Below are 14,402 nucleotides of genomic sequence, written 5' to 3' on the forward strand. Positions count from 1 at the left end.
CGGCGCCGCGGTGCTGGCCGAGCGCCCCGGCGCCGGCACGCCCCTGCCGGCCTGGCCCCAGCCCGAGGCTTGGCTCTGGTTCGACCCCACTGCCGCCGGTGTGGCCGAGGCCCTGGCCGACGGCCCTGAGGGCGCCGCCTTCGCGGCCCAGGCCCAGGCCGCGTGCCGGCAGCATCAGCAGGCCCTGGCCGGCCGGCGGCCCGCCGCCTTCTGGTCGCAGGTGCAGGCCTGGTGGCAGGTGCGTGAGGCGGTGGGTGAGGTGGGGGGCGCACCGGCGCCCACCACCGCCACGGCGGACTCCACTTGGCTGGCGCCGCCGCCCGGGCCCGACCGCCTCAACGACGCCATGTCCGCCGAGTGTCCCGACGGGGGCTACCGCCCGGGCTGGTTCAACCTGGCGCCGGCCGAAACCGCCGCCACCTGCGGCCCCGACCGGGTGGGCACCCTGGCCGAGCTGCTGGCGCCGGACCCGGCCGCCGGTCGCTGGCGCCTGGTGGACCTGGGGGCCTGGGACCCGACCCAGTCCCGCGACCTGATCCGCTTGGCCCAGAGCGCCCAGCTCCTGGCCCCGGGTGGCCGCGTGCTGCTGCGCTGGGCCGTGCCCGGCGCGGTGGCCGACCTGTCCGCGGCCGAAACCGCCCTGGCGCAAGCCCTGGCGCCCTGGTGCAGCCAGTTTTGGCGCAGCGTCGGCCCGCAGGAGCGCCAGCGTTGGGTGCTGGCCCACCACGGCTGGCTGCAGGCCGACGGGCTGCCCGCGGCGCCCGCAGGCCGGCCGGCCTGGGCGCGCGTGGTGTTGACCCGGCGCGACCTCACCCTGGCCGAAGCCCAGCAGCGCCGGGCCCAGCGCTGGGACCTGGGCCTCTGAGCCCAGACCGGTGCGGTGCGCCGCCGGCTGTCTTCTGATACCCTAATGGGTATGTTGAAGTGGGCCTTGTGCCCCGGAAAGGACAGCCATGTACAAGGTCCTGGTGGACGACACCCCGGTCATCGATGTGCAGACCCGCAGCAAGCGCCTGCGTCTGGCGGTGGACGCCTCGGCCATGAACCCGCTGGAGGCCTTCTATGCCACCCTGGCCGGTTGCGCCGCGGTTTATGCCAAGAAGGCCTGCGCGCAGTTGGGCCTGTCGGCGGCGGGCCTCCAGATCCAGTGCCGCCCTGGCGCCGGCAAGGCCGGCGCCCTGAGCCTGGAGCGCTTCGAGACGCGGCTGAGCTTTCCCGAAAGCTTCCCGGCCGCGGCCCGTGCCGAGGTGCTGGCCGCCGTGCGCGAGTGCGCGGTCAAGCAGGTGGTGCAGCAGGGGGCGGCGGTGCAGTTCAGCTGCGTGGAGGTGCCGGCCGAGCCGGTGGATCCGGCGCTGGCGGCCGCCTGACGGGTGGGCTGACGCAGTGGCCGCGGACGCTCACACGCCCAGGTAGCGGCCCGGCCGGTGGTTGAGGGCCAGGAAGGCGCCAATGGCCACCGCCCCGATCACCGACTGCAGCAGCCGCTCGGGGGGCACGATGGCCAGGGCGGCCAGCACCACCACCAAGTCCACGCCCATCTGCACATGGCCGGCGCGCCAGCCGCGGCTGTGCTGCAGCCACTGCGCCAGGATGTTGACCCCGCCCACGCTGGCCTGATGGCGCAGTAGGGCCAGCAGGCCAAAGCCGATGAGCAGGCCGCCCAGCACCGCCGCCACCCAGGGATTGAGCAGCTCAAAGCGCACCACCCGTGGCGCCAGGGCGGTGAACACCGACACCAGCGTCACCGCGGTCAGGCTCTTGACGGTGAAGGCCGGCCCCAGGCGGTGCCAGGCCAGCCAGAAGAAGGGCAGGTTGAGCAGGAAGAAGCCCAGCGGCAGGCTGGTGCCGGTGCCGTAGTTGAGCAGGAAGGCCACCCCGGCGACCCCGCCGGTGAGCAGTCCGGCGTGGCCGAACATGGTGAGCCCCAGCGCCACGAAAAGGGCGCCGGCGATGAGGGCGTGGGCGTCGTCCAGCCAGCTGTGGTGCAGGCGGGCGGACGCGGCGGCAGCGGGCGGAGCCACCGGCGCGGGGGTGTCCGCGGCCGGCGCCGCCCCGGCGGGCGGTGGTGCCACCCGTTGAGGCTTGTGCGTGATGTCCATGGCCCGAGCCTAGCAGGCCGCATGCCCGGCACGGTCACGGCTGCGGGCCGCGGGTGTGCACTATGCTGGTGCCATGGCTGCACAAGACGATCTTTCCCCCCTGCCGCCGGTGCGCACCGGCCGCTGGCGCCACTACAAGGGCCTGGACTACGAGGTGCTGGGCGTGGTGCGCCACAGCGAGACGCTGGAGCCGCTGGTGCTCTACCGCCCGCTCTACGGCGAGCGGGGCGACTGGGTGCGGCCCTGGGCCATGTTCCACGAGACGGTGGTGGTGGACGGGCGCGAGCAGCCCCGGTTCACCTGGGTCGGGCCGCCGGCGGCTTAAGGCAGGCCGGCACGGGCGGGGCCCGGCCTCAGGCCGGCGCGGCCGGCGCCGGGGGCGCGGAGAGCTCGCCCAGCGCCTCGTGCAGGGTGGGCACCACGCTCAGGATCTTGAGGAAGCCGCTGACCGCGAACACCTCGCGCACCTGCGGCAGCAGGCCGCACAGCAGCAGGCGCCCCTGGCTGGCGCGGGCCTGCTTGGCGGCCATCAGGATGACGCGCAGGCCGGCGCTGGAGATGTAGTCCAGGCCGCTGAGGTCCAGCACCGCCTGCTGGGCGGGCTGGGTGAAGAGCGGCTGCAGGGCGCCCTCCAGCTGCGCGGCCGAGGCGCTGTCCACCCGCCCGGACAGGGCCAGGAGCTGGGTGGCGCCGTGCTGCAGGATCTTGTGTTCGAGGCTCATCGCGTGTCGGTTCTCAGGCGTTCAGGAAGGAAGGGGGCCGGGTTCAGGCGTCCAGGGTCTTGAGCAGCACGATGAGGTTGCCCCCGCCGTCGTAGTAGGCGCGGACCTCATCCATCATGGTCTTGACCAGGTGCACGCCCAGGCCGCCCACGGCGCGGCTCTCCAGCGGGGCGTCCAGGTCGGGGGTGGCCTCGGTGGCAAAGGGGTCGAAGGGCGGCGCGTCGTCCTTGACCAGGATCTCCAGCCACTGGGGCGTGCGGCTCAGGCGCACCTGGATGCGCCGGTCGGGCTGGCCGCCCAGGCCGTGGACGATGGTGTTGGTGATCAGCTCGTCCAGGCAGAGGTTGACCGCGAAGGCCAAGTCGCTGCGCTCGGCCAGGGCGGTGTCCACGGCCTGCGCCAGGCGGGCGATCTCCTCGACGCGGCTGGCGATCTCCAGGTCCAGCAGCAGGGTGCGGGGTCCGATGTCGGTGGGCATGGCGGGGGCGCTGGCAGGGGGCAGGGGCTGGCGGCTCAGCACCAGGCAGGTCAGGTCGTCGGAGGCGGGGGCGCCGTCCACGAAGCGGGCCACGGTGTCCACCAGGTCCTGCACCAGGCGCGGTGCGGGCAGGTGGCCGCTGTCGGCCAGCCAGTGCCGCAGCCGCGTCTCGCCCCAGGCCTCGCCGCGGGGCGAGAAGGCCTCGGTGATGCCGTCGGAGTACAGCAGCAGCGTGTCGCCCGGGGCCAGGGGGGTGGTGGCGCAGGCGTAGTCCAGCCCGGGCATCACGCCCAGGGCCACGTCGTTGGCGCAGGGCAGGGCCTGCACCTGGCCGTTGGCGCCCCGGCGCAGCGGTGCCGGGTGGCCGGCGCTGGCGTAGTGCAGCTGGCCGTTGACCGGGTCGTACACCGCATAGCAGGCGGTGACGAACAGGGCCATGGGGTTGTGTTGGCACAGCGCGTCGTTGGCCCGGGCCAGGGCCAGGTGGGGCGCCAGGTCGGCGCCCGCGGCCTCTTGCAGCAGGGTACGGGCCACCGCCATGAAGAAGGCCGCCCCCACGCCCTTGCCGGCCACGTCGGCCACCATCAGGCCCAGGCGGCCGCCGGGCAGGGGCACGCAGTCGTAGAAGTCGCCCGCCAGCTCCTGGGCCGGGTGCATGCAGGCGTGCACCGCCCAATCCAGCCCCCGCGGGAAGTGCTGCGGCAGGATGGCCTGCTGCAGGTCATGGGCCAGCTTCAGCTCCTCCTGCACCCGCAGGCTGGCCGCATGCAGCTGGGCGTTGCTCTGGGCCAGCTCGGCGGTGCGCCGGGCCACCAGGTGTTCCAGCTCCCGCTGGCGCGACTCGTTCTGCTCGCGGATCACCTCCAGCAGGCGGCCCACCTCGTCGGCCACGGTGTTGAAGTCCCGTGCGACGCGCACCAGCTCGTCGTGGGTGTCCAGCCGCACCCGGGTTTGCAGCTGGCCGGCGCAGAAGGCCCGTGTGCCGCGGGTCAGGCGGTCCAGCGAGCGCAGGGTGCCCAGGTAGATGCCCGAGAACAGGTAGGCCAGCGTGCCCAGCACGCCCACCAGCAGGAGGGCGACCACCCACAGGCTGCGCGCCAGTTCGGTCTGGCGCCGGGCCAAGTGCCCGTCGGCCAGGGCGGCCAGGTCCTGCTGCAGCCGTTCGCTGTGCTGCAGGTTCTGCACCACCAGCGCGCCCAGCCCGCTCAGGGCGTCAGGGGTGTCCAGCCCGCGGTCGGCCGCGTCCTGCTGGCGGGCGATGCCGGCCAGCAGCGCCTCCAGCGCCGGCTGCAGGGCCTGGGCGGCGGGCAGCTCACGCTGCAGGGCTTGCAGGCCGGCGCGCAGCGCTTGCGAGGATTCGCTGAGCACCACCTGCGCCCCCAGCACGTAGGAGGCCATGTCGCTGCGCGCCAGCAGCATCACGTCCTGCTGCTTGGCCAGGGTCTCCATCACCAGGGGCAGGCGCTGGGTCAGCAGGTCCAGGCCGCTGTCGAGCTGCGGGTCGGTGTAGAGCCGGTGGACGGTGGCCTGCTCGCGCATCAGGGCCAGCAGGGCGTTGATGACGCCGGTGGCCGCGGCAAAGCGGCGCTGTGCGTCGTCACCCTCGCGCAGCCCCTGCAAGCCGCCGGCCTGGTGGGCCAGGGCCTGGGCCGCCGGGGCATCGGCCGGCAGGCCCTGGAGCAGGGGCGCCAGGGTGGCGGCCAGCGCCGCGGCAGAGGGCGGGGCCACGGTGGCCGGGGCCGGGGCGGCGCCGGGCGTGGCGGCGGCGGTGCGGCCGGCGCGGGCCGCTTCGCTGCGCCAGTCCACCACCTGGCGCAGCACACGGGCCTGCTGCCCGAAGCGCTGCAGGCCCTCGCGCTCCTTCTGCACCAGCTGCTGCTGGGCCCGGGCGTCGCGCCACAGCGGCCAGCCCAGGGCCAGCAGGGCCAGGCCCACCAGGCTGCCGATGAGCAGGTACTTGGCGCGGAAGCTCAGCCGGTCTGACAGCCAGATGGTGGGGGCCAGCAGGCGCCGGGCCCCGGCACGGGCCGGGCCGCCACCCTCCTCGGCCGGGACGGCTTCACTCGGCGCTGTCATGAATGACCTTGACCTGGGGACTGACCGGACGGCGTGCCACGTAGCCCACCGCCCCGGGGGTGCTGGCCACGTAGCGCTCCACCTCCTCGGGGGTGGTCAGCTGGCGCGGGGGCAGGGCCATGCCGGTGAAGCTCTGGCGCGCCCAGTAGGCGCGCACCTGGGCCGGCGTGCGCCCCGCCACGCGGGCGTAGAAGGCCGCACGCAGGGCGTGGCCCTCGCGCAGGTCCACCGGTTCGGCCGGGCGGCCGTCGGGCCATTGGGTCGACTGCTTGAGGAACAGGCGGGTCACGCCGTCGCCGTCGAGCTGCTGCACCGGCACGCCGCGGTGGGCGATGACCACGGGGTTGGGCTCCTCGGCCCGCGCGGTGGCGGGGGGCAGGGCGGTGCCCAGGCCCGCCACCAGCAGGCCCAGCAGGGCGGCTCTGCGGTGGCAGGTGGCGTCGGTCAGGAGGGGGCGCATCAGAACACCATGTCCAGGGCCAGGGTGATCAGCCGCACCGGCTGGCCCTGGGGCAGGCCGCGCAGGGCCAGCACGCCGGCGCCGCTGGCCTGGTCGGCGCGCAGGCGGTCGGCCTGCAGCTTGAGCGCCCAGGTGTCTCCGCCGTCCCAGCGCAGGCCCAGGGTGGCCGAGCGGGTGGCGATGTCGGCATAACCGCGGGCCAGGGCCAGGCCGGCCTGCGTGTGGGTCAGGCCGGCGTCCAGCGTGGGGTCCAGGCCGGTGGCCTGCAGGGCACCCAGGTCCAGGTCGGCGCTGCTGCGGTGCAGGCGTGCGGCCCCCAGGTAGGGGGTGAGGGTGCCGCGGCTGTAGCCCAGGGTGAGCTGACCGCCCTGGTAGGCGCCGTCCATGGCCGAGCGGGTGTCCAGCCGCATCCACTCGCCCAGCAGCCGCCAGCGGCCGTGGCTGGCGTCCAGGCCCAGGCTGGTGTAGCGCGGCTGGCTGTCGTAGACCTGCTGCAGCCCGTCCACGCCCCGGGCCTGCGCGGCCAGGGCGGCGGCGGTGCCGGCGGGCAGCCGGGGGTCGGCGGCCAGCTGCCGCAGGCCGCCGGCCAGCTGGCCCAGGGCTGCATCCAGCGCGCCGGTGACGGGCGAGCGCAGGGTCATGCGGCTGACCCGCGTGTGCGAGGCCCGCACCGTGAGCCAGGGCCAGTTCAGGCTGGCCGACAGGCCGCGGATGCCCGACAGCCGCGCCTGTGCCACGTCCACCGGGTCCAGGTTGTAGAAGCGGTGGCGGTAGTCGTAGCGGCCGGCCCAGGCCTGCACCAGCAAGGTGGCGCCGGCCAGCTCGTGGTGCCACTGCAGGTCACCGCCGTCCAGGCCGGCCACGCTGCCCACGCTGCCGTAGAGGGCCACCGCCGGGCGCACCGTGAGGTTGGCGTAGCCGATCTCGGTGATGTCGGAGTCGAAGAACATCGGGCTGCGCAGCCGGCCCAGGCGCAGGCTCACCCCCTGGGGCAGCTGCTGGCGCAAGAAGGCCATGCGCCAGGCGGGCTGGAAGTCGTCGGCCGCCCGGGCCACCGCCTGCAGGTGCAGGCTGCTGCCGGTCACCGGTTGCCACACGCCCTGCACACCGCCCACCGTGTCCAGGTGGGCCGAGAAGCCCTGCTCGGCCGGCCGGCGCTGCGAGAAGGCGCTGATCACCCCCTGCGTGCGGCTGTCGTGGTGGTTGGCGGCCAGGGTGGCAAAGCCGGACCACTGCCACTGGCGCCAGGGGCTGCGGTCCTCGCCGTCGTCGCGGTCGGTCCCGGTGGTGGCGCTGTCGGTCTCGACGGCCGTGGTTGCCGCCATGGGGCTGGTGGCTGTCGGCCGGGCCTGGGCCCGGGCCGGGGTGGCGATCAGGCTGGCGGCCAGGGCCAGCAGGGCCGTGCCGCCCAGGGTGAGCGCGGCCAAGGTGAGCAGGGGGCGGGCGCGCGCGGCACCGTGGCGCCGCCAGGTCGCCGCAGGGCGGTGGCCCGTCGGGCCGGAGGGAGGAGACGGGTCGCGCGGCAAGGGCTGGCTTCCGGAAGGGGCGGGGGGCGGGCGTGATACGGGGCGCGGCCCGTGGTCCGGCTGGTGGCCGGCGGACCGGCGCCCCGAGGTCTGCGATGGTGCCGGGCCCCCGTTGAACCAGCGTTGAATGGGCCGCCCCGCCGCGGCCTCAGTGGGCGAAGTGCAGGCGCAGCACCGCCTGGCCCTGGGCGTCGCGCCCGGCCTCCACCCGGTCGGCCAGGTGGTGGACCAGGGTGCTGGAGACCCGGGCCAGGGCGGCGTCCAGCGCTGCCCCGTCGGCATCCCACAGGGCCTCGGGGTTCAGGTCCGGGCCGTCGGCCCCGGGGGCCTGCAGGCTCATGGGCTCGCCGGCGTGCACCAGCTCCAGGTCCAGGTTGAACTCGTCGAACCGGCCGCGCAGGGCCAGTGGCGCACCGCGGCCGGCGCCGGCCACCGCCTCGGCGGCCTCCAGCACCGCCATGGCGGCCTGGCGCACCACCTCGCCGCGAGCCCCCCAGCTGGCGCCCTGGCGTTCCACAAAGTGGGTGAGCTGCGCATGCCAGGGCCCGGCGGCCGGGTCTATGGGCTGCACCGCCTGGCGGTGGGTGCCCAGCAGGAACAGGGCGTTGAGCCCCACCACCGACAGGCCGGCCACCACAAAACCGTCGGCCGCCAGCACCCGCCACGCCTCGGGGGCCTGCTGGGCCAGGCCGGGCATGAGCATGGTGGCCAGCCCGGCGCAGAGCGAGAGGCCCACCATGAAGATGCCGCGGCTGTCCAGCGCCCGCGAGGCGATCATCTCGATCCCGGTGACCAGCAGGTAGGCCGCGGCATACAGCTCCACCGCCCCCAGCACCGCCGCCGGTATGCGGGTGAGCGCCAGGGTGAGCTGCGGGCTCAGGGCCACCACCGCCAGCAGCGCGGCGGTGGCCAGGCCGATGTGGCGTGATGTGGAGCGGGTGGCGTGGGCCAGGGCGATGTTGGCCGAACAGGGGGCGGTGGGAAAGCTGCCGGCCAGCCCGGCCAGCAGGTCGCCCAGGCCGTTGGCGCGGATGCCACGGCCCACGGCCCCCAGGTCGGCACGGCGCCAGTCGGCGTTGTCGCTGCGCTCCATCAGGGTCAGGCAGCCGATGTTGTCGAGCTGGTTGAGCACGGTGATGAGCACGATGGCGGCCACCAGCGAGGGCTCCAGCGTCCAGCTGGGCGTCAGCGGCCGGGGCAGGGCCAGCAGCGGGGTGGGGCCGGCCGGGGCCGTGGCGTCGAGCTGCCCGGAGAGCGCGGCAATGAGCAGGCCCGCGCCGATGCCCGCCAGCAGGCCCAGCAGCTTGAGCCGCCGTCCGCCCCAGACCGAGCAGGCCACGATGGCCACCAGGGTGGTGGCGGCGATGAGGGCGCTGCTGCCCTGCGGACGGCCCTGGGCGTCCAGGCCCAGGGCGGCGCCGACGGCCGGTTGGATCAGGCCCAGACCCGCCATGCACACCACCGTGCCCACCACCGGCGGCGGAAACAGCGGGCGCAACCGGCCCACCAGGGGGCCGGCCACCAGGGTGACCGCCGCCACGATGACCGTGACCTCCACCAGGGCCCCCGGCCCGTGGGCGGCGATGGCGGTGCCGGCCACGGTGATCATCATGGGGTCGGGCTGGAACACCAGGAGGCTGCCGCTGCCCCAGCGCCCGCCCCAGGCCTGCAGGGCGGTGATCAGCGCCATGGCCAGCAGGGTGAGGGCGACGATGGAGCGGGTCTGCTCGCCGCTGAGGCCGGCCAGCGCGGCGGCGGCCAGCACATAGGCCACGAAGGCCAGCACCGTGGCTGCATGCTGCCCGGCCAGCAGGGCCAGGGCGCCGGCGGGCGGGCGCTCGTCGGCGGCGTAGATCAGGTCGAAGGGCCGTCGGCGCGGCGGCGAGGGCGGCAGCCGCGGCCAGCGTGAGGTGGGCACCGGCGCCGTCTGGGCGTCAGTCGCCGGGGCGCGGGCGGAGGTGTCGGGGGAGGCGGGGGAGGGCATGGTGTGGGCCGCCAGGTCGTGGGGCGGCGTCAGGTCCGGGCGTTGGCGGTGCCGGCGCGGGCTGCGGGGCGGCGTGCCCGCAGCCGGCGCAGCAGGGCCTGGGCGGCCGCCATGTCGGGCAGGTGGGCCGGGGCGGCCACCGGGGCCAGGGCCTGGCCCAGGCAGAGGGTGGCCAGGTCCGGCCGCTGCTGGTCCTGCCAGCCCTGGGCCTGGGCCAGCGCCACGCGCAGGCCCAACCAGTGCGCGCCCTGCGTCTGGGCGGTGTGGGCCGCCTGCTCCAGCGCCGTCCAGGCCTGGCGTTGGGTGGCCAGCGGCTGGCCCCGCACCAGGGCCAGGGCGCGCAGGCGCAGGAACTCGGCGAACAGGTACTCCTCGTGGCGCGCGCGGCCCTTGGCCAGGCCCTCGTCCACGCAGGCCAGGGCCTCGTCCCACTGCTGCAGGCGCAGCAGCGCGTCGGCCAGGAAGTGCAGGAAGGTGGATTCGACGCTGGGCATGGCCTGCTGGGCCGCGGCCACGCCGGCGCGAAGCGGCCCCAGGCCTTCGGCATCGCCCAGGGCCACCTGGGCCCAGCCGCCCACTGCCGCCGCCGAGGCGGCCCACAGCGCCAGGCCGTGTTCATCGGCCAGGGCCTGGACCTGACCGCACAGGGCCAGGGTCTGCTCGGGCTGCAGCAGGTGGCGGTGCAGCACGGCCGCAAAGGTCAGGGCATAGCCCTGGGTGGGCGCATGGCCCAGGCAGGCGGCGCTCTCCAGGTTCTGCTGGCTCAAGGCCAGGGCCTGGTGCACCTGGCCCTGCAGCGCCAGGCGCCAGCCCTGCATGGCTTGGGCGCACAGGCCGCTGTCCTCGCCCACCCGGGCCACCAGGCGGGCCGGCGGCAGGGTGGCGGCCCGCTCGGTGGCCGCCTGCAGGCAGGGGCCGGCCTCGCCCAGGCGGCCCAGGAAGAGCAGGTTGTTGCCCAGGGCGTACTGGGCCTGCACCGTCTCCACCGGGTCCTGGCTGCGGGCGGCGGCCTGGGTCAGCAGGCTGGCCACCTGCAGGGCCGGGGTGTCGTCGTCATGGCCGCGGCCGCCCAGCCACAGGCCCCACAGGGCCGAGAACTCGGTGCCCGGGGCGGTGCCCGCCTCGTCCTGCGCCAGGGCCCGCAGCCGGCGAAAGCAGGTCTTGGCCGCGCCCGAACCGTAGCCCTGCACGGCCTGCAGGGTCTGGCCGAGCACCTGCAGCAGCGGGGCCTCCAGCCGCCGGCGCAGCGGGTCACGGGCGTCCAGGCCGGCCAGGGCCAGGTCACCGGCCTGCAGGTGGTGCAGGGCCTCGCTCAGGCTGCACTGGGCCACCGCGCGGCGGCCGGCGGCCAGCCACCAGGTGGCGGCCTGGGGGTCGCCGGCCTCGGTCAGGTGGTGGGCCAGCAGCTCCGGCAGCTCGGCCACCCGGGCCGCCCAGGGGCCGCGCAGAGCGCGGCCGACCTGGGCGTGCAGGGCCCGGCGCTCGGCCCCGCCCAGCGAGAGGTAGGCCACGTCCCGCATCAGCGCATGGCGGAAGCGGTTGGCCTCCAGGTCCTCATGCAGCAGCAGGCCGGCCTGTGCCAGGGTCCGCAGCCCGGCCCGCAGCGCGGTGGGCGGCAGGTCCAGCACATGGCCCAGCAGTGGGGCGTCGAAGTCGCGTCCCATCACCGCGGCGGCCTGGGCCAGGCGGCGCGCCGGCGCGGGCAGGGCGTCCAGTCGCTCGGCCAGCAGGTCCCAGAGCGTGCCGGGCACAGGGTCCCGGGCGGCCCCGGGGGGCGCCGGGGCGGCAGGGGTGGCGCCTTGACGCCAGCCGCGGGCCAACTCCTCGGCGAACAGGGGCACGCCGTCGGCGCGGCGCACCACGTCACGGGCTGCCGCCTCGTCCAGGCCCAGGTCGTGGGCGAGCTGGCGCATGGCCGCCAGGTCCAGCGGGCGCAGCACGAGGGGCTCGCCCAGTGCCCGGGTCAGGGCGGTGCCGGCGGGCAGGCCGGGTGGGCGGCAGCTGGCGGCCAGCATCAGGCCCGGCGGGGCGTGCTCGCACAGCCGCGCCAGCAGGTCCAGGGTGGAGGCGTCGGCCCAGTGCAGGTCTTCGACCACCAGCAGCAGCGGGGCGCCGGCCGGGCGGTGGGTGAGCAGGGCCCCCAGCAGCGCCTCGTCCTGCCGGCGGCGTTCGGCGGGCAGGGGCGGGTTTTGCGACAGCACCGCGCCCAGCAGGCGCGAGAGGGTGGCCTCGTGGGCCGGGGTGTCCAGCCGGGCGGGGGCCAGGTGGCGGAGGGCCAGGCGCTGGCGCTGGCCGGCGTCGCGGCCATCGGCCTGCAGCGGGCCTTCGGTCAGCCAGGCCAGCACCGGGTGGAAGGGGCTGTGGCTGAACTCGGGCTGGCAGCGCAGCCAGCGGCACACCGCGGCGGGGGCGGGGTCGGCGGGCGTGGCATTTGCCGCCAGCGGTGCGGCCAGGGCACGCAGCAGGCGTGACTTGCCCAGCCCGGGCTCGGCTTGCAGCCACCGGGCGCAAAAGCCGCCGGCCCGGGTTTGCGCCCAGGCCTGCTGCAGCAAGGCCAGTTCGGTCTGGCGCCCGGCCAGGGGCAGGTCGTCCAGGGTGTGGGCGGGGGCCTGGGGATGGGGGAGGACGGGCTGGGGCTGCCAGGCGTGCTGACCGGGGCCCAGGCGCACCGGCCGGCCGGTGGCGTCGTCCAGGCGCCGGGCCAGCTCGGCCATGTCGTCGCTCAGCCAGAGGGCGCCGTCGGGGGCGCCCAGGGCCAGCTGACGGGCCGGGCGGGCCAGGGCGCCGCTGGCGTCGGGCTGGGGATCCTGCGGGTCGATGACCGTCCACCCGGCGTGCAGGCCCAGGCCGGCGCGCACCTGCGGATGGTCCTGCCAGCGGGCCAGCAGCTGGCGGGCCGTGGTCAGGGCCAGGCGGGGCGCCTGTTCAGTGCTCTGTGCGTGGCCGATGTAGAGCAGCAGTTCGCCCTGGTCGGCGCGGCGCACCAGGGCCGGGCCGCCCGCCAGGGACTGGGCCGCCTCGGCAAGCAGGATGCGCACCTGCGCCTCGGCGGTTTCGGGGTCGGCCTCGGGTCGGGGGCTGAGGCTGGCGGCCAGCACCTGCACCCGCCGGCGCCCGGCCTGGGCGGCTTGTGGTGGTGTCTGTCCCTCACCCCAGCCGGCGGCCAGGGCCTGGGTCTGCGCGTCGGGCTGCACGCCCAGCGCCTGGACCAGCTGCTGGCGGAAGGCCTCATAGTGGGCGCGGGCGGCCGCCACGCTGCGCCGGGCCAGCAGGCCCATGAGTTGGCGCTGCGCCGGCTCGTCCCAGGGGTCGTGCTGCAGGGCTTGGCGCAGCAGGTCGGCGGCCGGGTCGTGGGCACCCCGGGCGCTCAGCCCTTCGGCCACGCGGCGGGCCAGCTCCAGGTGGCGCCGCTGCAGGGCCTGGCGGCGCGCCTGCAGCCAGGTGTCGAAGGCGGGGGTGTCGGGCAGGTCCAGTCCGCGCAGCAGGGGGCCGCGGTACAGGGCCAGGCGGTCCTGCCAGGCAGACCAGTCGGTCTGCGCTGCCCCCTCGGCGTGGCGCTCGGTGGGGGCCAGGGTCTCGGCCTGGGAGGGGGGCAGGGGGCCGGCTTCCAGCGCCAGGGCGTCCACCTGCCAGCCCAGATCGGGGGCTAGGCCCACTTGGCGGCGGTCGGCCTGCAGCCAGTCGGCCGGCAGGCCGGGCAGGCCGTTCCAGACGCGGCGCAAGTCAAACAGGGCCCGGCGCAGGTTGGTGCGGGCCTGTTCGCCGGCGGCTTCGGGCCAGAGCAGATCGGCCAGGCTGTCGCGCGGCTGGGGCCCGGGGTGCAGGGCCAGCCAGGCCACCAGGGCGCGGGCTTTCTCGTAGGGCAGGGCGGGCGCAGGCTGGCCGCCCACCTCCAGGGTGAAGCCGCCCAGCAGGCGCAGGTGCAGGTGAGGGGACACGGGTGGCGGGACGCGGGACACGCCCCGGACGCCGGAGCGGCGCGAGAGTATGGGCCAATCCGGCCGCGCCCTCGGCCGCCCAGGGGATCAGCGCAGTGGCTGCGTGACCCCACCGGCAAGCGACCACAGCAGGGCGACCGCCTGCTGGCCGTCGTGCAGGGCGTCCACATAGGCCAGGCGCAGGTTGAAGTGCTCGGCCTCGGCGGCGATGACGTCAAACAGGCTGCGCCGGCCCAGCTGGCGCCACAGGAGGGTGGTGTCCTCGCGCACCCGCTCGCTGGCCCGTAGCACCTGGGCCACCTCCTGGGCGCGACCGAAGGCATGTTCGGCCTGCAGGTGGACCTCGCCCAGTCGGGCCCGCAGGGCCTGCCACTGGTCTTCACGCTGCAGCCGGGCGGCCTCGGCACGTTGCCGCGCGGCCTGCAGGGCCGGATCGTGCTGCGGCGCCCACAGCGGCAGGCTGAGCTGCAGGCCGGCCTGGTACTGCGCGCCGCGGTCGCCGGCGGCGTTGCGCTGGGCCATCAGCTGCCAGGCCAGCTGTGGGCCCTGGCCGGCGCGGGTGGCCTCGGTGAGACGGTCGGCGGCCTGGGCCTCGGCGTCGAGCCGGGCGATCTCGGGGGCCTGCCGGGCCAGGGTGCCCAGGGTCTCCAGCGGTGGGGTGAGCACCCACAGGCCGCCCAGCGGGGGCAGCTCGGGCAGCTCGGGCCCCACGTAGCGGCGCAGCCGGGTCTCGGCCAGGGCCAGCTCATGCCGGGCCTGCGTGGCGGCCAGCCGCACCTGCAGGGCCTGCTTGCGGGCCTGGGCCAGTTCGCTGGCGCGGCCCCGGTCGGTGGCCACGATCTGCTCCAGCGCCCCCACCAGGCCGCACACCTTGGCCAGGTACTGCGTCCACACCTGGGCCTGCAGCCGGCGCCGGTGGCGTTCCAGGGAGAGCGAGACGGTCTGCAGCGCCACCTGCTCACCGGCACTGAGCTGGCCCTGCGCGGCGGCCTGGCCCACCAGGCGCACGCCGCCCGGGTGCACGCAGACGATCTCGTCGTCCTCGGCCCACACGGCCATCAGCTTGTCCAGGTCGCCTTCCTGAAGGGCTTCATAGAACTGCTGCTCCACATCCTCGGG

Annotated in this window: 11 protein-coding genes; 3 read left to right on the forward strand and 8 right to left on the reverse strand. The window is 75.9% G+C overall.

The annotated features are described in order from the left end of the window. Window positions 1–865: serine/threonine-protein kinase (locus G3A44_RS22655; protein ID WP_163460025.1), on the forward strand; the 865-nt coding region annotated here is incomplete at its 5' end. Window positions 866–953: 88 nt separating this feature from the next. Next, the gene (locus tag G3A44_RS22660; protein WP_163460026.1) at window positions 954–1,367 is read left to right on the forward strand and encodes an OsmC family protein; all 414 of its coding nucleotides are present in this window, start codon (window positions 954–956) and stop codon (window positions 1,365–1,367) included. Window positions 1,368–1,397: 30 nt separating this feature from the next. Here G3A44_RS22660 and G3A44_RS22665 read toward each other — a convergent pair whose 3' ends face one another. Then, a complete protein-coding gene (locus tag G3A44_RS22665) occupies window positions 1,398–2,099 on the reverse strand; it encodes a YitT family protein (RefSeq protein ID WP_163460027.1) in 702 nt (233 codons plus the stop codon). Window positions 2,100–2,172: 73 nt separating this feature from the next. Between G3A44_RS22665 and G3A44_RS22670 the strand changes: the two genes are divergently transcribed. Further along, on the forward strand, window positions 2,173–2,424 hold the full coding sequence (locus G3A44_RS22670) for a DUF1653 domain-containing protein (protein ID WP_163460028.1): 252 nt from the start codon (window positions 2,173–2,175) through the stop codon (window positions 2,422–2,424). Window positions 2,425–2,452: 28 nt separating this feature from the next. Here G3A44_RS22670 and G3A44_RS22675 read toward each other — a convergent pair whose 3' ends face one another. The 7 genes from G3A44_RS22675 to G3A44_RS22705 all read right to left on the reverse strand — a co-directional run. After that, window positions 2,453–2,821 carry an STAS domain-containing protein gene (locus tag G3A44_RS22675; RefSeq protein ID WP_163460029.1) on the reverse strand — a complete coding sequence of 123 codons (369 nt, stop codon included), beginning with the start codon at window positions 2,819–2,821 and terminating at the stop codon, window positions 2,453–2,455. 43 nt (window positions 2,822–2,864) lie between these two features. Beyond that, on the reverse strand, window positions 2,865–5,375 hold the full coding sequence (locus G3A44_RS22680) for an ATP-binding SpoIIE family protein phosphatase (protein WP_163460030.1): 2,511 nt from the start codon (window positions 5,373–5,375) through the stop codon (window positions 2,865–2,867). Next, on the reverse strand, window positions 5,359–5,835 hold the full coding sequence (locus tag G3A44_RS22685; protein ID WP_163460031.1) for a type 2 periplasmic-binding domain-containing protein: 477 nt from the start codon (window positions 5,833–5,835) through the stop codon (window positions 5,359–5,361). The genes G3A44_RS22680 and G3A44_RS22685 overlap by 17 nt, the downstream gene beginning before the upstream one ends. Then, a complete protein-coding gene (locus tag G3A44_RS22690) occupies window positions 5,835–7,262 on the reverse strand; it encodes a hypothetical protein (RefSeq protein WP_163460032.1) in 1,428 nt (475 codons plus the stop codon). The genes G3A44_RS22685 and G3A44_RS22690 overlap by 1 nt, the downstream gene beginning before the upstream one ends. A gap of 247 nt (window positions 7,263–7,509) precedes the next feature. After that, window positions 7,510–9,345 (reverse strand): solute carrier family 23 protein, encoded by a 1,836-nt coding sequence (locus tag G3A44_RS22695; protein ID WP_163460033.1) that lies wholly within the window; start codon window positions 9,343–9,345, stop codon window positions 7,510–7,512. Window positions 9,346–9,374: 29 nt separating this feature from the next. After that, window positions 9,375–13,283 (reverse strand): ATP-binding protein, encoded by a 3,909-nt coding sequence (locus tag G3A44_RS22700; protein ID WP_163460034.1) that lies wholly within the window; start codon window positions 13,281–13,283, stop codon window positions 9,375–9,377. Window positions 13,284–13,370: 87 nt separating this feature from the next. Then, a partial coding sequence (locus G3A44_RS22705) for a nuclear transport factor 2 family protein (protein ID WP_163460035.1) occupies window positions 13,371–14,402 on the reverse strand: 1,032 nt, incomplete at its 5' end.

The organism is Ideonella livida (genome assembly GCF_010499455.1).
GTDB lineage: Bacteria > Pseudomonadota > Gammaproteobacteria > Burkholderiales > Burkholderiaceae_C > Ideonella > Ideonella livida.